23 protein-coding genes are annotated in these 21,338 nt (G+C 41.2%); all 23 read left to right on the forward strand.

Annotated features, from left to right (window positions below; all coding sequences use genetic code 11):
- Nucleotides 1-53: 53 nt before the first annotated feature.
- A complete protein-coding gene (locus HT680_RS01130) occupies nucleotides 54-1,277 on the forward strand; it encodes an aminoacyltransferase (protein WP_000286590.1) in 1,224 nt (407 codons plus the stop codon).
- A gap of 4 nt (nucleotides 1,278-1,281) precedes the next feature.
- A complete protein-coding gene (locus tag HT680_RS01135; protein WP_173257625.1) occupies nucleotides 1,282-2,514 on the forward strand; it encodes an aminoacyltransferase in 1,233 nt (410 codons plus the stop codon).
- A gap of 119 nt (nucleotides 2,515-2,633) precedes the next feature.
- Nucleotides 2,634-3,335, forward strand: a complete 702-nt coding sequence (locus tag HT680_RS01140; protein WP_173257627.1) for a M57 family metalloprotease — start codon at nucleotides 2,634-2,636, stop codon at nucleotides 3,333-3,335.
- A gap of 101 nt (nucleotides 3,336-3,436) precedes the next feature.
- Complete coding sequence (uvrC, locus tag HT680_RS01145) at nucleotides 3,437-5,284, forward strand: excinuclease ABC subunit UvrC (RefSeq protein WP_173257629.1); 1,848 nt, start codon at nucleotides 3,437-3,439, stop codon at nucleotides 5,282-5,284.
- A complete protein-coding gene (locus tag HT680_RS01150) occupies nucleotides 5,274-6,119 on the forward strand; it encodes a metallophosphoesterase family protein (RefSeq protein ID WP_173257630.1) in 846 nt (281 codons plus the stop codon). Before uvrC ends, HT680_RS01150 begins: the two co-directional genes overlap by 11 nt.
- Before the next feature lie 152 nt (nucleotides 6,120-6,271).
- Entirely contained in the window at nucleotides 6,272-6,793 is a 522-nt protein-coding gene (locus HT680_RS01155; RefSeq protein ID WP_000720915.1) for a hypothetical protein, read from the forward strand.
- 185 nt (nucleotides 6,794-6,978) lie between these two features.
- Nucleotides 6,979-7,584, forward strand: a complete 606-nt coding sequence (locus tag HT680_RS01160) for a nitroreductase family protein (RefSeq protein ID WP_173257632.1) — start codon at nucleotides 6,979-6,981, stop codon at nucleotides 7,582-7,584.
- A gap of 12 nt (nucleotides 7,585-7,596) precedes the next feature.
- On the forward strand, nucleotides 7,597-8,997 hold the full coding sequence (gene pepV, locus HT680_RS01165; protein WP_173257634.1) for a dipeptidase PepV: 1,401 nt from the start codon (nucleotides 7,597-7,599) through the stop codon (nucleotides 8,995-8,997).
- Nucleotides 8,998-9,050: 53 nt separating this feature from the next.
- On the forward strand, nucleotides 9,051-9,635 hold the full coding sequence (locus tag HT680_RS01170) for a uracil-DNA glycosylase family protein (RefSeq protein WP_173257636.1): 585 nt from the start codon (nucleotides 9,051-9,053) through the stop codon (nucleotides 9,633-9,635).
- A gap of 12 nt (nucleotides 9,636-9,647) precedes the next feature.
- Nucleotides 9,648-10,139: a prolyl-tRNA synthetase associated domain-containing protein gene (locus HT680_RS01175; protein WP_173257638.1), complete on the forward strand. Its 492-nt coding sequence runs from the start codon at nucleotides 9,648-9,650 to the stop codon at nucleotides 10,137-10,139.
- A 20-nt stretch (nucleotides 10,140-10,159) separates the two neighbouring features.
- Nucleotides 10,160-10,447 (forward strand): rhodanese-like domain-containing protein, encoded by a 288-nt coding sequence (locus tag HT680_RS01180; RefSeq protein WP_173257640.1) that lies wholly within the window; start codon nucleotides 10,160-10,162, stop codon nucleotides 10,445-10,447.
- Between the two features lie 170 nt (nucleotides 10,448-10,617).
- Complete coding sequence (gene brnQ / locus HT680_RS01185) at nucleotides 10,618-11,943, forward strand: branched-chain amino acid transport system II carrier protein (protein WP_173257642.1); 1,326 nt, start codon at nucleotides 10,618-10,620, stop codon at nucleotides 11,941-11,943.
- Nucleotides 11,944-12,043: 100 nt separating this feature from the next.
- Nucleotides 12,044-13,081 (forward strand): M42 family metallopeptidase, encoded by a 1,038-nt coding sequence (locus HT680_RS01190; RefSeq protein WP_173257644.1) that lies wholly within the window; start codon nucleotides 12,044-12,046, stop codon nucleotides 13,079-13,081.
- A gap of 1 nt (nucleotide 13,082) precedes the next feature.
- Nucleotides 13,083-13,544: an HIT family protein gene (locus HT680_RS01195; RefSeq protein WP_173257646.1), complete on the forward strand. Its 462-nt coding sequence runs from the start codon at nucleotides 13,083-13,085 to the stop codon at nucleotides 13,542-13,544.
- 15 nt (nucleotides 13,545-13,559) lie between these two features.
- Complete coding sequence (ldcB, locus tag HT680_RS01200) at nucleotides 13,560-14,276, forward strand: LD-carboxypeptidase LdcB/DacB (protein ID WP_173257648.1); 717 nt, start codon at nucleotides 13,560-13,562, stop codon at nucleotides 14,274-14,276.
- Nucleotides 14,277-14,398: 122 nt separating this feature from the next.
- A complete protein-coding gene (rplK, locus tag HT680_RS01205; protein ID WP_173257650.1) occupies nucleotides 14,399-14,824 on the forward strand; it encodes a 50S ribosomal protein L11 in 426 nt (141 codons plus the stop codon).
- Nucleotides 14,825-14,920: 96 nt separating this feature from the next.
- Nucleotides 14,921-15,610 (forward strand): 50S ribosomal protein L1, encoded by a 690-nt coding sequence (gene rplA, locus HT680_RS01210; protein WP_001085675.1) that lies wholly within the window; start codon nucleotides 14,921-14,923, stop codon nucleotides 15,608-15,610.
- 73 nt (nucleotides 15,611-15,683) lie between these two features.
- Complete coding sequence (locus HT680_RS01215) at nucleotides 15,684-16,121, forward strand: GNAT family N-acetyltransferase (RefSeq protein ID WP_173257652.1); 438 nt, start codon at nucleotides 15,684-15,686, stop codon at nucleotides 16,119-16,121.
- 118 nt (nucleotides 16,122-16,239) lie between these two features.
- Nucleotides 16,240-16,752: an adenine phosphoribosyltransferase gene (locus tag HT680_RS01220; RefSeq protein WP_173257654.1), complete on the forward strand. Its 513-nt coding sequence runs from the start codon at nucleotides 16,240-16,242 to the stop codon at nucleotides 16,750-16,752.
- 186 nt (nucleotides 16,753-16,938) lie between these two features.
- A complete protein-coding gene (gene metA, locus HT680_RS01225) occupies nucleotides 16,939-17,883 on the forward strand; it encodes a homoserine O-succinyltransferase (RefSeq protein ID WP_173257656.1) in 945 nt (314 codons plus the stop codon).
- An 8-nt stretch (nucleotides 17,884-17,891) separates the two neighbouring features.
- A complete protein-coding gene (locus tag HT680_RS01230) occupies nucleotides 17,892-18,569 on the forward strand; it encodes a DnaD domain-containing protein (protein WP_173257658.1) in 678 nt (225 codons plus the stop codon).
- A 96-nt stretch (nucleotides 18,570-18,665) separates the two neighbouring features.
- A complete protein-coding gene (tpiA, locus tag HT680_RS01235; protein ID WP_042901359.1) occupies nucleotides 18,666-19,424 on the forward strand; it encodes a triose-phosphate isomerase in 759 nt (252 codons plus the stop codon).
- A 177-nt stretch (nucleotides 19,425-19,601) separates the two neighbouring features.
- Entirely contained in the window at nucleotides 19,602-21,338 is a 1,737-nt protein-coding gene (locus tag HT680_RS01240) for an ABC transporter ATP-binding protein (RefSeq protein ID WP_173257660.1), read from the forward strand.

Here is a 21,338-nt window from a genome sequence, read left to right on the forward strand (position 1 = left end):
CAAAAAAATAGTAAAATAAAGCTAATATTTATCGTAAAAAGAATGGAAAGTAAATGTATCGTTATCAAGTTGATATTCCTGATGAAGAACACGATGAGTTTGTTAGACAGAGTCCTTTAGTGAATATATTGCAAAGTAGCGCTTGGGCGAGTGTGAAAAGTGAATGGGAAAATGAAAAAGTTGGCTTTTACAAGGATGATAAATTGGTAGGTGTGTCCAGTTTGCTTTATAGATCCTTGCCCTTTGGCTTCACGATGTGCTATATTGCTAGGGGACCCATTATAGATTATACTAACAGGGCTTTGGTGGAGTTTGTATTTGCTTCACTTAGAGATATTGCAAAAAGAAAACGTGCCTTATTTATCAAAATTGATCCGACTCTTTGTTTAAGTAAAACAGTTCTTAATAAACAAGACTCAGATTATTCAGAAACATTAGTAACACTTCAATACCTCAGAGAGTTGGGTTTTATTTGGTCTGGTAAAACAACTGGGATGGCTGATACTATTCAGCCTCGTATTCAGGCGAAAATATATAAGGAAAATTTTGGTGAAGATAAACTTTCGAAGTCAACAAAACAAGCTATTCGAACAGCACAGAATAAGGGGATCAAGGTTCAGTTTGGCGGAATAGAATTGCTGGATTCTTTTTCTCTTTTGATGAAGAAAACAGAAGCACGTAAAAATATTTCCTTAAGGAATGAAGCTTATTACAGAAATTTATTGTTAACTTTTCAAAATCATGCCTATATCACACTTTCAACTCTTGATTTATCTGAGCGTTTGCAAGAATTAGAAGAACAGTGGACTCAGAATCAGATTTTTATTCAATCTTTAGTAAATACAGCTAAGTCTTCAAAATTTCAAACTAGATTGAAAGAAAAAGAACGTTTAGACGAGGAAATTACGTTTTTGAAAAAACATATTTCTGCAGGTGTTTTGATTGCTCCCTTAGCAGCGACTTTGACTCTAGAATTTGGCCAGACCTCTGTCAATCTATATGCAGGTATGGATGAAGAATTTAAACGCTATAATGCGCCAATTTTAACTTGGTATCAGACGGCTCATCATGCTTTCGAGCGTGGCTCTCTATGGCAAAATCTTGGAGGAATTGAGCACGCTAGAGATGGTGGCCTTTATCGGTTTAAATCAAATTTTAATCCCACCATTGAAGAATACTTTGGTGAGTTCACACTGCCTACTCACCCCCTATATCCTGTAATTAGTCTTGTCTTTGATCTGCGTAAAAAATTAAGAAAAAAATATCATAGAAAGTAAGTATATGACACTGACCACACTCACTAAAGAAGAGTTTCAACATTATTCGGAAACGGTTCCTTGTCGTTCCTTTATGCAGTCTGTCCAGATGGGAGATTTGCTAGAAAAAAGGGAAGCTAAAGTAACTTACCTTTCTTTGAAACAGGAAGGAGAAATTCAGGTTGCGGCTCTAGTTTATTGCTTGCCGATGCTAGGTGGATTTCATATGGAAATCAATTCGGGCCCAATCTATACTAAAAACGAGTTTCTTTCGGAATTTTATCTTGCTTTAAAGGAATATGCAAGGCAAAATGGTGTATTGGAGTTGGTTGTAAAACCTTACGAAATCTATCAGAAATTTGATAGCGATGGAAATCCAAGTACAGAAGAAAAGGTGGACTCTATTTCGGTTTTGACAGATCTTGGTTACCAATATGATGGTCTGCAGACGGGTTATCCGGCTGGGGAACCAAATTGGTTCTATTGTAAAGATTTGTCTGAATTGAATGAAGAGAATTTGATTCAAAGTTTTAGCAAAAAGGGGAAACAATTAGTCAAAAAATCTCAGACTTTTGGTATTCAGCTGAAAAAGTTGAAACGCGAGGAACTTCCGATTTTTAAAGATATAACAAAAGAAACCTCTGAACGTAGAGAATATAGTGATAAAAGTTTAGAATATTATGAGCATTTTTATGATTCTTTTGGAGAGTGCGCTGAGTTTATGATTGCGATACTCAATTTTTCAGAGTATTTAACAAATTTAATAAACAGGCAAAGTCAATTAATAAAACAAAAGGATGCGCTATTATCTTTGCTTGAGAAGTATCCAGATTCAGCACAAAAGAAAAAAGAGTTAAGGGAACTATCTCGACAATTGGAAACCTTTGATGTTCGTAAGGCAGAGGCATGTAAATTGATTGAGAAATATGGTCATCAGGATATGGTTTTGGCTGGTAGTCTATTTGTCTATATGCCTCAAGAAACGACTTATCTTTTTAGTGGTTCTTATACGGAGTTCAATAAATTCTATGCACCTGCTCTTCTTCAAGAATATGTGATGGTGGAAAGTATCAGGCGTGGTATTTCTAAGTATAATTTTTTAGGTATTCAGGGGATTTTTGATGGCAGTGATGGCGTATTACGCTTTAAACAAAATTTTAATGGCTATATTGTGCGTAAGCCTGGAACATTTCGTTATTATCCATCTCCATTGAAATATAAGTGTATTCAATTGTTAAAGAAATTATTAAGACGTTGAGTTTGAAGAGTCAGTGTTTAGGTTTCTTTCAGCTTTCTTCAGTAAAATAGAGAATCTATCTTGATCAAGGAGAATGTGATTTCAAGATAGGTTCTTATTTTTATGAAAGGTGGGGGGTTATGTTCTGGATTATTCGATTATTGTTCCGATTTCTGTTGGGAATTTGGCGTTTCTTCTGGCGTCTGGTTTGGACTGTGGTCATTCTACTGCTCATTGCCTTTGGAGTGGTTTGGTATCTGGCAGGTGATTTTCATTCTGCGGTCAATCAGGTTGAAAAAATGAGCAAGATTGGTCAAGATGGCTGGAGTCAATGGAAGGAGACGGGAACGCTGGAAGTCTTGTCTCAGACAGACAGTCACCAACATGCAGAAGGCAGGTGGGCTCAGGCCTCAGCTCGCATCTATATTGAACCTCAAATGGATGAGACCTTCCAAGGTGCCTATGCAGAAGCTATAAAAAACTGGAATCAAACAGGAGCCTTTACCTTTGAGGTGGTTGCGGATCCTAGCCAGGCAGATATTGTGGCAAGTGAGATGAATGATGGATCGACAGCTGTAGCCGGTCAAGCTGAGAGTCAAACCAATTTGTTGACCAATCAATTTATATCTGTAACGGTTCGCCTGAATCACTATTATCTATCCAATCCAAACTATGGTTATTCTTATGACCGGATCGTGCACACGGCGGAGCACGAGCTGGGGCATGCCATCGGTTTGGATCATACCAACGAAACTTCTGTCATGCAGCCAGCAGGTTCTTACTATGGAATTCAGCCTCGGGATGTGAAAGCTGTTCAAGAACTCTATACCAGTAGCGACTAGATGAAGTCGGTACAATCTAAAATAAAATCAAGGCTCCTCCATCAAGCGATTGGTGGGGCTTTTTGTTCGTCCTGTTACAGCCTTTTTGCTATAATGGAACTATGAATAACTTGATCAAATCAAAACTGGAGCTCTTGCCGACCAGCCCTGGTTGTTACATTCACAAGGATAAAAATGGCACCATTATCTATGTAGGAAAGGCTAAAAATCTGCGCAATCGCGTGCGGTCCTATTTCCGTGGGAGTCACGATACCAAGACGGAGGCTCTGGTGTCTGAGATTGTGGATTTTGAATTTATCGTTACTGAGTCCAATATTGAGGCACTTCTCCTAGAAATCAACCTCATCAAGGAAAATAAGCCCAAGTACAATATCATGCTCAAGGATGATAAGTCCTATCCTTTTATCAAAATTACCAATGAGCGCTATCCTCGATTGATTATCACCCGTCAGGTCAAAAAGGACGGAGGTCTTTATTTTGGCCCTTATCCAGATGTGGGGGCAGCCAATGAAATCAAGCGACTTCTAGATAGGATTTTCCCTTTTCGAAAATGTACCAACCCGCCCTCTAAGGTCTGTTTTTACTACCATATCGGCCAGTGTGTGGCCCATACCATCTGTAAAAAAGATGAGGCCTATTTCAAGTCCATGGCTCAGGAGGTTTCTGATTTCCTAAAAGGGCAGGATGACAAAATTATCGATGACCTTAAGGGTAAGATGGCAAAGGCAGCTCAAAGTATGGAGTTTGAACGTGCGGCGGAATACCGTGACCTGATTCAGGCCATTGGAACACTTCGGACCAAGCAACGGGTTATGGCAAAGGATCTCCAAAATCGGGATGTCTTTGGTTACTATGTGGATAAGGGCTGGATGTGTGTTCAGGTTTTCTTTGTCCGTCAGGGCAAGCTCATCGAGCGCGATGTCAACCTCTTCCCTTACTACAATGATCCGGATGAGGATTTTTTGACCTACGTGGGACAATTTTATCAAGAAAAATCTCATCTGGTTCCCAATGAGGTACTGATTCCGCAGGATATCGATGAAGAAGCAGTCAAGGCTTTGGTGGATACCAAGATTCTCAAACCTCAGCGTGGTGAGAAAAAACAACTGGTCAATTTAGCTATAAAGAATGCCCGTGTTAGTCTGGAGCAGAAGTTCAATCTGCTAGAAAAATCTGTCGAAAAGACCCAAGGAGCTATTGAAAATCTGGGACGCTTGCTTCAAATTCCGACTCCGGTTCGTATCGAGTCCTTTGATAACTCTAATATCATGGGAACCAGCCCTGTTTCAGCTATGGTGGTCTTTGTCAATGGGAAACCGAGTAAAAAAGACTACCGTAAGTACAAGATAAAAACAGTTGTGGGTCCAGACGATTATGCTAGTATGAGAGAAGTCATTCGCAGACGCTATGGCCGAGTTCAACGTGATGGTTTAACCCCTCCAGATTTGATTGTCATTGATGGGGGACAAGGTCAAGTCAATATTGCCAAGCAGGTCATTCAAGAAGAGCTAGGTTTGGATATCCCAATTGCAGGTCTGCAAAAGAATGATAAGCACCAAACCCATGAACTGCTCTTCGGAGATCCGCTGGAAGTAGTAGAGTTGTCTCGCAATTCTCAGGAATTTTTCCTCCTCCAACGCATCCAAGATGAGGTACACCGCTTTGCTATCACTTTCCACCGCCAACTGCGCTCCAAAAATTCTTTTTCATCTCAACTGGATGGAATTGATGGTCTAGGTCCTAAACGCAAGCAGAATCTTATGAAGCATTTCAAGTCTCTCACTAAAATTAAGGAAGCCAGTGTGGATGAGATTGTCGAAGTTGGGGTGCCAAGAGCAGTCGCAGAAGATGTGAAAACCAAGTTGAACCCGCAGGAAGAAGTGGAGTTGGCTCAAGTGGCGGAAGAACAAGTATATTACCAAACGGAAGGAGACCATTATGAACAATAAAATCGCAATTTTATCAGATATTCATGGCAATGCAACTGCACTAGAAGCAGTTATTGCAGATGCTAAAAATCAAGGAGCCAGTGAATATTGGCTTCTGGGAGATATTTTTCTTCCTGGTCCAGGTGCAAATGATCTGGTCGCTCTGCTAAAAGACCTTCCTATCACAGCCAGTGTTCGAGGCAATTGGGATGATTGTGTCCTTGAGGCTTTAGATGGGCAATATGGCTTAGAAGACCCACAGGAAGTCCAGCTCTTGCGTATGACCCAGTTTTTAATGGAGCGAATGGATCCTGAAACGATTGTCTGGCTACGAAGCTTACCTTTGCTAGAAAAGAAAGAAGTTGATGGACTGCGCTTTTCTCTTTCTCATAATTTGCCTGATAAGAACTATGGTGGTGACTTGTTGGTTGACAATGATACGGAGAAATTTGACCAACTCCTAGATGAGGAAACGGATGTGGCAGTCTACGGTCATGTCCACAAGCAGTTGCTTCGTTATGGTAGTCAAGGGCAACAAATTATCAACCCTGGTTCGATTGGCATGCCCTATTTTGATTGGGAAGCGTTAAAAAATCACCGTGCTCAGTATGCCGTGATAGAAGTGGAAGATGGGGAATTGGTAAATATCCTGTTTCGTAAAGTCGCTTATGACTATGAAGCGGAGTTAGAATTGGCCAAGTCCAAGGGTCTTCCCTTTATCGAAATGTATGAAGAGCTACGTCGAGATGACAACTATCGGGGGCACAATCTAGAACTCTTAGCTAGTTTAATTGAAAAGCATGGGTATATAGAGGATGTAAAGAATTATTTTGATTTCTTGCAAAGTGAGAAATAAAGCGGGCAGCCCTTAATTTGAAGTGAGGTTTGTAGTCGAATCGCTTAGAAAAGAGTCAGACGATAAGGAAGAAAAGACAGCTTAGCTAAAGTTTGACATTGAAATTATTTTGTTATACAATGAACTTAATTCTTAATAAAAAGGAGAACATTATGAAGAAAATTATTACAGCCAGTATGGCTCTTTTATCTGTTGTTGTTTTAGCAGCATGTTCAGGGAAAACAACGTCTGACTCTTCGACTAAGACTTCAAGCTCTGTAGAGAAAACTTCTTCAGAGGCTTCATCAACAACGTCTAGTTCAAAGACAGAAAATAATGAGGTTGTTTTGATCACCGATGAAGAAATTGACAATGCTAAAACTGTTGGAGATGTGAAGAAAGTCTTTGGCAAATTAGTCGACAATTATAAAAAGCATGCAGTTGAAATTGGGGAGAAAATTCCAGAGAGTGGAAAAGAAGCATATAACGCCCAAGTTGAACCAGCGCTTAAGTCTATGGAGACTGTAAGAGAGTCATTTAACGAAAGCCTTTCAAGTATTGGTTCTGATGATACAGTAGTGCCAGAACAAACTCGTACTCTATTTGTTCAACAGTTGAAAACTGGACGTGACACAATGAAGAAAGCGCTGGAAGCGGCTTATAAAGCAATTGCTCCATACACATCTGGTCAATAATATAAGAAAGTAGGTGTTCGATCGCCTGCTTTTTGATTGCTTCAAATCTAAAGCTATACCTACTTAAAGAGCTCCAAATTAATAGCAGAGAGTTTGAAAGAAGTACTAACTCTATGAAAAATCCCTGCAAGCTCTTTCAAAATATGGTAGAATGGAAGCAGTAGAATTAGAAAAGGAAATCGATTATGAAATTTCTTGAATTAAATAAAAAACGTCATGCGACTAAGCATTTCACTGACAAGCCAGTGGATCCAAAAGATGTGCGTACGGCTATCGAAATCGCAACCTTGGCACCAAGCGCTCACAACAGCCAGCCTTGGAAATTTGTGGTGGTACGTGAGAAAAATGCTGAATTGGCAAAGTTGGCTTACGGTTCCAACTTTGAACAGGTATCATCAGCGCCTGTAACTATTGCCTTGTTTACAGACACAGATTTGGCTAAACGTGCTCGTAAGATTGCCCGAGTTGGTGGTGCAAAGAATTTCTCAGAAGAGCAACTTCAATACTTTATGAAGAATTTGCCTGCTGAATATGCACGTTACAATGAGCAACAGATTAGTGACTACCTAGCCCTTAATGCAGGTATTGTAGCCATGAACTTGGTTCTCGCTCTAACAGACCAAGGAATTGGTTCCAACATTATCCTTGGTTTTGACAAATCAAAAGCCAACGAAGTTTTGGACATTGAAGATCGTTTCCGTCCAGAACTCTTGATTACAGTGGGTTATACAGACGAAAAATTGGAACCAAGCTACCGCTTACCAGTAGATGAAATCATCGAGAAAAGATAGAAAGAAGAAAAAATGACAGCAATTGATTTTACAGCAGAAGTAGAAAAACGCAAAGAAGACCTCTTGGCTGACTTGTTCAGCCTTTTGGAAATCAACTCAGAACGTGATGACAGCAAGGCGGACGCTCAGCATCCATTTGGACCTGGTCCAGTAAGAGCCTTGGAAAAATTCCTTGAAATCGCAGATCGTGATGGCTACCCAACTAAGAATGTCGACAACTACGCAGGACATTTTGAGTTTGGTGAAGGAGAAGAAGTTCTCGGAATCTTTGCTCACATGGACGTGGTGCCAGCTGGTAGCGGTTGGGACACTGATCCATACACACCAACCGTCAAGGACGGTCGCCTCTACGCGCGTGGAGCTTCAGATGACAAGGGGCCTACAACAGCTTGCTATTATGGTTTGAAAATCATCAAAGAATTGGGACTTCCAACTTCTAAGAAAGTTCGTTTTATTGTGGGAACTGATGAAGAATCAGGTTGGGCAGACATGGACTACTATTTTGACCATGTAGGATTAGCGAAACCAGACTTCGGCTTTTCTCCAGATGCTGAATTCCCAATCATCAATGGTGAAAAAGGAAACATCACTGAATATCTTCACTTTGCAGGTGAAAATGCAGGCGCTGCCCGTCTTCACAGCTTCACAGGTGGATTGCGTGAAAATATGGTACCTGAATCAGCAACAGCAGTTGTTTCAGGCGACCTGGCTGACTTGCAAGCTAAATTAGATGCCTTTGTTGCAGAACACAAACTCAGAGGAGAAATTCAAGAAGAAAACGGTCAGTACAAGGTGACTGTGATTGGTAAATCAGCCCATGGTGCTATGCCTGCTTCTGGTGTCAACGGAGCGACTTACCTCGCCTTATTCCTCAGTCAGTTTGACTTTGCAGGATCTGCAAAAGACTATCTTGACATTGCTGGAAAAATTCTTTTGAACGACCATGAGGGTGAAAATCTCAAGGTTGCTCATGTGGATGAAAAGATGGGTGCCCTTTCTATGAATGCGGGTGTCTTCCGCTTCGATGAAACAAATGCTGACAATACCATTGCCCTCAACTTCCGTTATCCAAAAGGAACAAGTCCAGAACAAATCAAGTCAATCCTTGAGACCTTGCCAGTTGCTTCTGTTAGCCTTTCTGAACACGGTCACACCCCTCACTATGTGCCAATGGAAGACCCACTTGTGCAAACTTTGTTGAATGTCTATGAAAAACAAACTGGACTTCAAGGTCATGAACAAGTCATCGGGGGTGGTACCTTCGGTCGCTTGTTAGAACGTGGGGTTGCCTACGGTGCTATGTTCCCGGACTCAATCGATACTATGCACCAAGCCAATGAATTTATCGCCTTGGACGATCTCTTCCGAGCAGCAGCAATTTATGCAGAAGCTATTTATGAATTGATCAAATAAAACGATAGAAGTCTGAGATTTTATGCTTGGACTTCTTTTTGGAGGGAAAACAGATGTCTCAAATCGAAAGAATCAAGCAAGCCATTATGACGGATCCACAGAATACCAGCTATACAGAACGCGGAATCGAACCTCTCTTTGCGGCGCCAAAAACTGCTCGCATCAATATTGTCGGTCAAGCTCCGGGGTTTAAAACGCAAGAAGCTGGGATTTATTGGAAGGATAAGAGTGGTGATCGCTTGCGGGACTGGCTAGGTGTAGATGAAGATACCTTTTACAGTTCGGGCTTGTTTGCAGTTATTCCCATGGACTTTTATTTCCCAGGACATGGAAAATCAGGCGACCTTCCACCCCGTAAAGGCTTTGCCGAAAAATGGCACCCACAACTCCTCAAGGAATGTCCCAATATTGAATTGACCCTTTTGATTGGTCAGTATGCCCAAGCCTACTATTTACATGAGAAAATTAGTGGCAAGGTAACAGAGCGGGTAAAACACTACAAAGACTATCTACCAGAATTTTTCCCCCTAGTTCACCCTTCTCCTCGTAATCAAATCTGGATGGCTAAGAATCCTTGGTTTGAATCAGAAGTGGTGCCAGATTTGAAAGCATTGGTACAAAAGATTATTCATCAATAAAGGAGAAAAACTATGGATGCCTATCAACAAGTAGCTAATACCTTGCAAGAGTTGGGAATCACCTTTGATGTGGTGGAGCACCCGCCTGTATTTACGACGGAGCAGGCAGATAGCTATATTGAAGGAATGGAAGGAGTCCGGACTAAGTCCATGTTTTTGACCAATAGGAAGAAAACCCAGTACTATCTGCTCATCATGGGTGACAAGAAACGATTGGATATGGATGACTTTAAAGTTCAAGTGGGAGCCAATCGGATTCGCATGGCCTCATTGGACTCCTTGGCTGAGAAAATGAACCTACCAGCAGGAACGGTATCACCTTTTGGTTTGTTAAATAATGAAGAAAAAGATATTCTAGTTTATTTTGATAAGGACATTGTATCGGAGGATATCATGACTTTCCATCCCAATACTAATGAAAAGACCATCTTTATTAAAACCCAAGACTTGTTCCGATTTTTAGAGGCTATTGACTTTAGCTATGAAATATTAACATTTCCATAACAAATTTTATAGGAGAAATCATGAAAGAAATTCCATTTTCGAGTTTTTACCAAGCTTATCAGAAAGAAAACTTACACGTTCTAGATGTTCGTGAGCAGGAGGAGTATGATGCCCTTCACTTAGAAGGAGTCCAGCTTCTTCCTCTTTCTGAGTTAGCGGATCGCTACCAAGAGTTGGAACTTGACCAACTCTATTATGTCATCTGTAAGTCGGGCATTCGTTCAGCTTGTGCTTGCCAGTTCTTAGAGGAGCATGGATGCAAGGTTATCAATGTCCAAGGTGGCATGACGGCCTTTGAAAATCTTTAAAATTTTGCATTTCTCTTACTTGGTGTGGACTAGGTAGGAGAAAGTTGTTTTTAGATAATTCTTATTTTTGAAAATATTGAAAACATTCAATGATTAATTTTGGATACTTTTTTCAGAGTCTTAATCATGGTATACTAGGTCAGTATTTTAGAAATATGAAGGAGATTTTTATGGCTAAAAAAGGTGCCCTAACAGGCTTGCTCCTGTTTGGAATATTTTTTGGTGCGGGAAACTTGATTTTTCCGCCTTCTCTAGGTGCACTATCTGGAGAACAGTTTCTTCCTGCCATCGCAGGTTTTGTATTTTCGGGTGTCGGGATTGCTGTCCTAACGCTCATCATCGGAACGCTAAACCCTAAAGGATACATTCACGAGATTTCTAAGAAAATCTCACCTTGGTTTGCGACGCTTTATCTTGCAGTCCTCTATCTATCGATTGGTCCCTTCTTTGCTATTCCGCGTACAGCTACAACAGCTTATGAAGTTGGGATTAGCCCCCTCTTGTCTGAAGCAAATAAAGGTCTAGGATTGATTATCTTTACTGTGCTGTATTTTGCAGCAGCCTATCTGATTTCACTCAACCCTTCAAAGATTTTGGATCGAATCGGACGTGTTTTAACGCCAGTCTTTGCGATTTTGATTGTTATCTTAGTTGTTCTAGGAGCTTTCAAATACGGTGGAACTAGTCCTCAAGTAGCTTCAGCAGCCTATCAATCTTCTGCTTTTGGGACAGGTTTCCTAGAAGGCTATAACACCTTGGATGCCCTAGCCTCAGTGGCCTTCAGTGTAATCGCTGTTCAAACCTTGAAACAACTTGGCTTCTCCAGTAAGAAAGAATACATTTCAACCATTTGGGTGGTTGGTATCGTTGTAGCTCTTGCCTTTAGCGCTCTCTATATTGGTCTAGGATTCCTTGGAAATCATTTCCCAGTACCAGCAGAAGCGATGAAGGGTGGAACACCAGGTGTTTATATCTTGTCGCAAGCAACTCAGGAAATCTTTGGTTCGACAGCTCAACTCTTCCTTGCTGTTATGGTAACTGTAACCTGCTTCACAACGACAGTTGGCTTGATTGTGTCTACAGCTGAGTTCTTTAATGGACGTTTCCCACAAATCAGCTACAAGGTCTATGCAACTGCCTTTACCTTGATTGGATTTGCTATTGCAAATCTTGGTCTTGATGCAATCATTAAGTATTCAGTTCCAGTACTGGTAATCTTGTACCCAATCACCATCGCGATTGTGATGATTGTGATTGTTAATAAGTTTGTCGCCCTATCAAAACCAGGCATGCAGTTAACCATTGGGCTTGTTACAGCTATTGCTCTTGCAAGTGTCCTTGGAAGTTCCTTTAAGATTGAATTTCTAGCAAACCTTGTGAATGCTTTACCTTTTGCAACTGCCTCTCTACCATGGTTAGTGCCAGCAATTATCGGAATCTTGCTTTCATTGGTTCTACCAAACAAGCAAGAGAGTGATGTTTTTGAGATGGAATAAAAAATAGAAATCACTTTTGTAAGTCAACTTTACAGGAGTGATTTTTCTTTTTTCCTCTCTACTGAAATATGCTATAATAGGTAGCAAAAGAGGTGAAGAAATGAATCAAACAATAAACTATATCAAAGAATTAACCGCTATTGCATCTCCGACAGGTTTTACTCGTGAGATTTCAGACTATCTAGTCCATACTTTAGAGAAACTTGGTTACCAGCCTGTTCGCACAGCCAAGGGTGGTATCAATGTTACTATTAAAGGTCAAAATGATGAGCAACAACGTTATGTGACTGCCCATGTGGATACGCTTGGTGCCATTGTACGTGCTATCAAACCTGACGGTCGTCTCAAATTGGACCGTATCGGTGGTTTTCCTTGGAACATGATTGAGGGAGAAAACTGTACAGTCCATGTTTCTAGCACAGGTAAAAAGGTATCTGGAACCATCCTCATCCACCAGACTTCTTGCCATGTCTACAAAGATGCAGGAACTGCTGAACGCACTCAGGACAATATGGAAGTGCGTTTGGATGAAAAAGTGACCAATGAAAAAGAAACCCGTGCCTTAGGCATCGAGGTTGGTGACTTCATCAGCTTTGACCCACGAACTGTTGTGACAGAGACTGGTTTCATCAAGTCTCGCCATTTGGACGACAAAGTCAGCGCAGCGATTTTGCTCAATCTTCTTCGTGTTTATAAGGAAGAGGGAATTGAGTTGCCAGTAACAACTCATTTTGCTTTTTCAGTCTTTGAAGAGGTGGGCCACGGTGCCAACTCCAATATTCCAGCTCAGGTAGTGGAATATCTAGCTGTGGATATGGGGGCTATGGGCGATGACCAGCAGACAGACGAATATACAGTATCTATCTGTGTCAAGGACGCTTCAGGTCCCTATCACTATGACTTCCGTCAACATTTAGTGGCTTTGGCAAAGGAGCAAGATATTCCATTTAAGCTTGACATTTATCCATTTTACGGTTCGGATGCTTCCGCAGCTATGTCAGCAGGTGCAGAGGTAAAGCATGCCCTCCTTGGAGCTGGTATTGAATCCAGTCACTCTTACGAACGAACACACATTGATTCGGTCGTGGCGACTGAGCGTATGGTCGATGCCTATCTCAAGAGTGCATTGGTAGACTAATATGTGCTTGATTTGTCAAAGAATTGAATGGATAAAGGCAGGGAAAAATCCCTACTTTGTAAAAGAACTAGAAACAGGCTATGTTGTCATTGGAGACCATCAATACTTTAAGGGCTATACCTTATTTCTAGCAAAGGAGCATGTCACAGAACTCCATCAGATGGAGACTTCTAAAAAACTTCGTTTTCTAGAGGAAATGAGTTTGGTCCAAGAAGCTGTTGCCAAAGCGTTTAAAGCTGAAAAGATGAACATCGAACTTTTAGGAAATGGAGATGCCCACGCCCACTGGCACCTCTTTCCAAGACGATCAGGTGATATGAGGGGGCATGGATTGAATGGCCGTGGTCCAGTCTGGTGGGTACCCTGGGAAGAAATGGCGGCAGAAGATTGCCAAGTGAAATCCCCTGAGTTGGAACAAATGATTAAAGCCTTATCCGATGAATTAGAGAAGCACATGGTCTAAGAGAGGAAGCAAAAAATGAAAAAAAGATATATCGTTTTATCCGGTTTGCTAGCAGTAACTCTAGCAGCATGTTCTCAAGAAAAACTTAAAAATGAAGAAAATACTCAAAAAACGGAACAAACTAGCCAATCTGAAGGGACTGTAGGAAGCAAATCTCAAGCTTCTAGTCAGAAGAAGGCAGAAGTTGTGAATAAGGGAGACCACTATAGTATACAAGGAAAATACGATGAAATCGTCGTAGCTAATAAGCACTATCCTTTGTCAAAAGACTACAATCCAGGAGAAAATCCAACAGCCAAGGCAGAGTTGGTCAAACTTATTACAGCAATGCAAGCAGCTGGCTACCCAATCAGCGATCATTACAGTGGTTTTAGAAGTTATGAAACTCAAACCAAACTTTATCAAGACTATGTGAATCAAGATGGTAAGGAAGCAGCAGATCGCTACTCAGCTCGCCCTGGATACAGTGAACACCAAACAGGTCTTGCTTTTGATTTGATTGGGACTAATGGAGAATTGGTAACAGAAGAAAAAGCAGCTCAATGGCTCTTGGATCATGCAGCTGACTATGGCTTTGTCGTTCGCTATCTCAAAGGCAAGGAAAAAGAGACTGGCTACATGGCAGAAGAATGGCATCTTCGTTACGTTGGAAAAGAAGCCCAAGAAATTGCTACAAGTGGCCTCAGTTTGGAAGAATACTATGGCTTTGAAGGCGGAGATTACGTCGATTAAAAAAGTAATTTTTCTCTTGCATTTTTAGATAAATAGTGTATAATGGAAAGGTATGTGTAAAGCATACTTGTGGGAGGTAAAAATCTCTAATTACCGCCAAAACCACAAAGGAGGATTTAAAAATGGCTAAAAAAGTCGAAAAACTTGTAAAATTGCAAATCCCTGCTGGTAAAGCTACACCAGCTCCACCAGTTGGACCTGCTCTTGGTCAAGCTGGTATCAACATCATGGGATTCACAAAAGAGTTCAACGCTCGTACAGTTGACCAAGCTGGTATGATCATTCCAGTTGTTATCTCAGTATACGAAGACAAATCATTTACTTTCGTTACAAAAACACCACCAGCTGCTGTTCTTTTGAAAAAAGCTGCAGGTGTTGAAAAAGGATCAGGTACACCTAACAAAACTAAAGTTGCTACAGTTACTCGTGCACAAGTACAAGAAATTGCAGAAACTAAGATGCCAGATTTGAACGCAGCAAACATTGAGTCTGCAATGCGTATGATCGAAGGTACTGCTCGTTCTATGGGATTCACTGTTGTTGACTAATCAATAACACCCCAATATAACCCGCAAGACTTCATCATTTCGAGAAGTGACGTGGGAGATGAAAATCGATTGAACCACTTACAAGGAGAATAGAAAATGGCTAAAAAAAGCAAACAACTTCGTGCTGCACTTGAGAAAATCGACAGCACAAAAGCGTACAGCGTAGAAGAAGCTGTAGCACTTGCAAAAGAAACTAACTTTGCAAAATTTGACGCAACTGTAGAAGTTGCATACAACTTGAACATCGACGTTAAAAAAGCTGACCAACAAATCCGTGGCGCAATGGTATTGCCAAACGGTACTGGTAAAACTTCACGCGTTCTTGTTTTCGCACGTGGTGCAAAAGCTGAAGAAGCAAAAGCTGCTGGTGCAGACTTCGTTGGTGAAGATGACCTTGTTGCAAAAATCAACGACGGTTGGTTGGACTTCGACGTAGTTATCGCTACACCTGACATGATGGCTCTTGTTGGACGTCTTGGACGTGTCCTTGGACCACGTAACTTGATGCCAAACCCTAAAACTGGTACTGTAACAATGGATGTTGCTAAAGCAGTTGAAGAGTCTAAAGGTGGTAAAATCACTTACCGTGCTGACCGTGCAGGTAACGTTCAAGCAATCATCGGTAAAGTATCATTTGAAGCTGAAAAATTGGTTGAAAACTTTAAAGCTTTCAACGAAACAATCCAAAAAGCAAAACCAGCTACAGCTAAAGGAACTTACGTAACAAACTTGACAATCACAACTACTCAAGGTGTTGGTATCAAGGTTGATGTGAACTCACTTTAATCAACTAAAATCTCTGGCTTCGGTCAGAGTTTTTTTATTCAAATCTATCAACAAAGGATTGGAGGAAATAAAATTGTTGAGAGAAGCTGTACAGGAGGATTTATTTGAGTTATTAAATCTCTACCTGTCCTTACATGAGAAAGAAATCCCAGAAGATAGTCTTCATTTGCAGCAAGTATGGAGTGAGATGATTTCTGACCAGCGCCATCATGTTATCGTGAAGGAGGTGGAAGGAAGAATAGTCTCCTCCTGTATTTGTGTCATCATTCCCAACTTGACAAGAGGTGTGAGACCCTATGCTTTGATAGAAAATGTGGTGACCCGAGAAGAAGATAGAGGGAAAGGGTATGCAAGCGCTTGTCTTGAATATGCTAAACAAATAGCTAAAGAGAGAAATTGTTATAAGATGATGCTCCTGACAGGTTCTAAAAATGCAAGCACTCAGAATTTTTATAAGGGAGCTGGTTATAATAGTGAAGATAAAACAGCCTATATTCAATGGTTGGATTAAAGCTTGAATCTTAAATCAGCAAGACGAAATCTTGGATTAGCAAATAAAAATCTTCTATTTCTTCTTTCACAGAAAATATGGTATAATAGAGAGTAAAAACTTTGAAAGAAAGAAAAAGATGAATTTAAAAGATTATATCGCAACGATTGAAAATTATCCTAAGGAAGGCATCACCTTCCGTGATATCAGCCCTTTGATGGCAGATGGAAATGCTTATAGCTACGCTGTTCGTGAAATTGTTCAGTATGCAACTGATAAGAAGATCGACATGATCGTGGGTCCAGAGGCTCGTGGATTTATTGTCGGCTGTCCCGTTGCTTTTGAGTTGGGGATTGGCTTTGCACCTGTTCGTAAACCAGGGAAATTGCCACGTGAAGTCATTTCTGCTGACTATGAGAAAGAGTACGGTATTGATACCTTGACCATGCACGCGGATGCGATCAAGCCAGGTCAACGCGTTCTCATCGTAGATGATCTTCTGGCAACAGGTGGAACTGTCAAGGCAACGATTGAGATGATTGAAAGACTTGGTGGAGTTGTAGCTGGTTGTGCTTTCTTAATTGAGCTTGATGAGCTTAAAGGCCGTGAAAAAATCGGAGATTACGATTACAAGGTACTTATACATTATTAATGAAAAACAGTCCTTGGGGCTGTTTTCTCTTCATCTGCTATATAAATTAACTATAGCTAGTTAGAGAAAAACTATAATTGAAAACTATATCTTCATACAGTATAATAAAGGGAAGAAGTATTTGGAGGTTTTTACTTTCAAACAGACAACATCATTCCCGAAATAGAGAACTGTTAGGAGGGTATTATGCCGATTCGGATTGAAAAAAAATTACCAGCTGTTGAGATTTTAAGGACAGAAAATATCTTTGTCATGGACGATCAACGAGCTGCTCATCAGGATATTCGCCCCTTGAAGATTTTGATTCTAAATCTTATGCCCCAAAAGATTGTGACAGAAACGCAGCTCTTACGGCATTTGGCCAATACGCCCCTACAGTTAGATATTGATTTCTTGTATATGGAGACGCATCGTTCAAAGACGACTCGTGCCGAACATATGGAGACCTTCTATAAGACCTTCCCAGAGGTTAAGGATGACTTTTTTGATGGGATGATCATCACAGGAGCTCCGGTGGAGCACTTGCCTTTTGAGGAGGTGGACTACTGGGAGGAGTTTAAGCAGGTCATCGAATGGTCCAAGACACATGTTTTTTCTACCCTGCATATCTGTTGGGGTGCCCAAGCAGGTCTTTATGCTCGCTATGGAGTTGAAAAGCATCAGATGGCTCAGAAATTGTCAGGCATTTACCCGCAGGATACCTTGAAAGAGGGCCATCTTCTCTTTCGTGGTTTTGATGATAGCTATGTAGCTCCCCATTCTCGTCATACAGAAATCTATAAGGAGGAAATTTTAGGAAAAACCAATCTGGAAATCCTCTCTGAGGGAGAACAAGTCGGCGTTTCTATTTTAGCCAGTCGGGATCTTCGTGAAATTTATAGTTTTGGTCATTTAGAATATGACCGTGATACTCTAGCAAAAGAGTATTTTCGTGATTGTGAGGCAGGACTTAATCCTCACATTCCAGAAAATTACTTCAAAAATGATGATGTGAATGAGACACCGTGTCTCTGTTGGTCTTCTTCAGCTGCTCTCTTTTTCAGTAACTGGGTTAACTATGCAGTTTATCAAGAAACCCCTTTTGACTGGAGAAAGGTAGAGGATGATGCGGCTGCATTTGGATATTTATAAGAGGAATTATGACATATTTTGACGCTTTCAAATCAGGGAACTTGGTTTTGCCAAGTGCCCTGCTCTTGCATTTTAAGGAACTCTTTCCTTCCAGTGATGATTTTCTCGTCTGGCAATTTTTTTATCTACAAAACACATCAGCTTTGGATGAGCTGTCGCCAAGCCAGATTGCTGAAATTATTGGTAAAGAGCTAGCAGATGTCAACCAATCCATTTCAAATTTGACTGAAAATGGGCTACTACAATATCGAACGATTGAACTAAATGGGGAAATTGAGCTTATTTTTGATGCTAGTTTGGCTTTTGAACGCTTGGATAACTTGTTGGACAGTCAGACTCCAGCTACAACTGCCCCAAACCCGCAAAATCAATTGAAGGATCTGGTTGAGACTTTTCAGCAGGAATTGGGACGCTTGCTAACGCCATTTGAAATCGAAGATCTTTTCAAGACTGTCAAAGAAGACGGAGTTAAGGCGGATTTGATCAAGGAAGCTCTCCGAGAGGCTGTTCTAAATGGCAAACCAAACTGGAAATATATTCAGGCCATCCTTCGGAATTGGCGCCATGAAGGCATTCAGTCTGTGGCTCAGGTAGAGGCCAAACGAGCAGAGCGAGAAGCTAACAATCCTAAACAAGTGCAAGCTTCGGCTGATTTCCTCGATGCTATGAATTTGTGGCAAGAGTAGCCGCTCGGAAAATCTTGTAAATTAGAGTAAGATTTGCAAGCTCCTTATAAATATGATAGAATAATAGTGAATAAAATGAAAAAAGAGGTATGTGAAATGTCACGTAAACCATTTATCGCTGGTAACTGGAAAATGAACAAAAATCCAGAAGAAGCAAAAGCATTCGTTGAAGCCGTGGCCTCAAAACTTCCTTCATCAGATCTTGTTGAAGCCGGTATCGCAGCTCCTGCGCTTGATTTGACAACTGTTCTTGTTGCTGCTAAAGGTTCAAACCTTAAAGTTGCTGCTCAAAACTGCTACTTTGAAAATGCAGGTGCTTTCACTGGTGAAACTAGCCCACAAGTTTTGAAAGAAATCGGTACTGACTACGTTGTTATCGGTCACTCAGAACGCCGTGACTACTTCCATGAAACTGACGAAGATATCAACAAAAAAGCAAAAGCGATCTTTGCAAATGGTATGCTTCCAATCATCTGTTGTGGTGAGTCACTTGAAACTTACGAAGCTGGTAAAGCTGCTGAATTCGTAGGTGCTCAAGTATCTGCTGCTTTGGCTGGATTGACTGCTGAACAAGTTGCTGCATCAGTTATCGCTTACGAGCCAATCTGGGCTATCGGTACTGGTAAATCAGCTTCACAAGACGACGCACAAAAAATGTGTAAAGTTGTTCGTGACGTTGTAGCAGCCGACTTTGGTCAAGAAGTTGCGGACAAAGTTCGTGTTCAATACGGTGGTTCTGTTAAACCTGAAAACGTTGCTTCATACATGGCTTGCCCAGACGTTGACGGAGCCCTTGTTGGTGGTGCGTCACTTGAAGCTGAAAGCTTCTTGGCATTGCTTGATTTTGTAAAATAATCTAGCTTATTCCAGACAGACAGTCAAAAGTACCAGGTGACTTTGACTGCCTGTCTTGTTTTTACTTGGAGTATTCTTGTGAAAAGGAATTTTTCCGACTAGGAAAGTTCCTTAGGGAAGGAAAGGCGTGCGGATGCGCGCTCTTTTCTGTATTAAAAAGTTATGAAAGGAGGAGTTATGCTCTATATTTGGTCTTATTTGAAAAAATATCCCAAGTGGTTATTCTTGGATTTCTTTGGCGCGGTTTTCTTTGTTATCGTCAATCTTGGACTGCCAACTGTTCTGGCTCGGATGATTGATGAAGGTGTGAATAAAGGGAATGAACAGCAATTGTATGCTTGGGCTGCAATTATGCTAGTGATTATCCTATGTGGAACCTTGGGGCGTATAGTCTTAGCCTACGCTGCTAGTAAGCTAACGACCAATATGGTCAAGGATATGAGGGATGATCTCTATGCCAAATTACAAGAGTATTCTCATCATGAATATGAAAAGATTGGAGTGTCTTCACTGGTTACTCGCATTACCAGTGATGCCTTTATTCTCATGCAGTTTGCAGAACAGACCTTAAAACTGGGTGTCATCACCCCCATGATGATGCTGTCTAGTATCTTAATGATCTTCCTGACCAGTCCGTCATTAGCCTGGATAGTGGCCTTTGCAGTACCTTTCTTAGCCGTGGTGGTCATTTATGTAGCGGTCAAGACTCGACCTCTGTCAGAGAAGCAGCAGGCTACATTAGACAAGATCAATCAATATGTCAGGGAAAATCTGATGGGACTCCGTGTCATTCGTGCCTTTGCCCGTGAGGAGTTTCAAGAGGAACGTTTTGCAGGACAAAATGCAGTCTATGCAGCTAATTCCAATCGTCTGTTTAAACTAACTGGTCTGACAGAACCCTTGTTTGTTCAGATTATCATTGCCATGATTGTAGCTATTGTCTGGTTCGCTCTGGACCCTATCAAACAAGGTTCTCTGCAAATTGGGGACCTGGTAGCCTTTATCGAATATAGTTTCCACGCTCTCTTGTCCTTCCTTTTCCTATCCAATCTCTTCACCATGTACCCTCGTACAGCCGTTTCGAGTGAACGTTTGAAAGAAGTCATGGATATGCCGATTTCTATTGATCCAAATGAAGGAGGCGTCAGAGAGACGGCAACCCATGGCTATTTGGAATTTGAAAATGTCACCTTTGCCTATCCTGGTGAGACGGAAAATCCTGTTTTGCATAACATTTCGTTCAGCGCTAAACCGGGTGAAACCATTGCCTTTATCGGATCGACCGGATCGGGCAAGTCCTCTCTTGTGCAATTGATTCCTCGCTTTTACGATGTCACACTTGGAAAAATCAAAGTAGATGGTGTTGATGTGAGGGATTACCGCCTCAAGTCTCTCCGTCAAAAGATTGGTTTTATCCCGCAGAAGGCCTTGCTCTTTACAGGAACTATCGCTGAAAATATCCGCTATGGGAAGGAAGATGCTAGTCACAAAGACCTACATCAGGCAGCGGATGTGGCGCAAGCCAAAGATTTTATCGAAAGCCGAGAAGAAGGCTTTGCGACTCATCTAGCTGAAGGCGGAAGCAACCTTTCTGGAGGACAGAAACAACGTCTCTCAATTGCCCGAGCGGTTATAAAGAATCCTGATATCTATATTTTTGACGATTCCTTCTCAGCTCTGGACTATCGTACGGATGCTATTTTACGCCGTCGTCTCAAGGAAGTAACACAGAATGCTACGGTTTTAATCGTCGCTCAACGTGTCGGAACCATCATGGATGCGGATCAGATTATCGTTCTTGATAAGGGAGAAATCGTGGGTCGCGGTCGGCATGAGGAATTAATGGAAACCAATGATATCTATCGTGAGATTGCTGAGTCGCAGTTGAAAAATGTATCTCTCACAGAAGAATAG

Origin of the sequence: Streptococcus sp. 5905 (genome assembly GCF_013276505.1) — a bacterium.
Lineage (GTDB): Bacteria > Bacillota > Bacilli > Lactobacillales > Streptococcaceae > Streptococcus.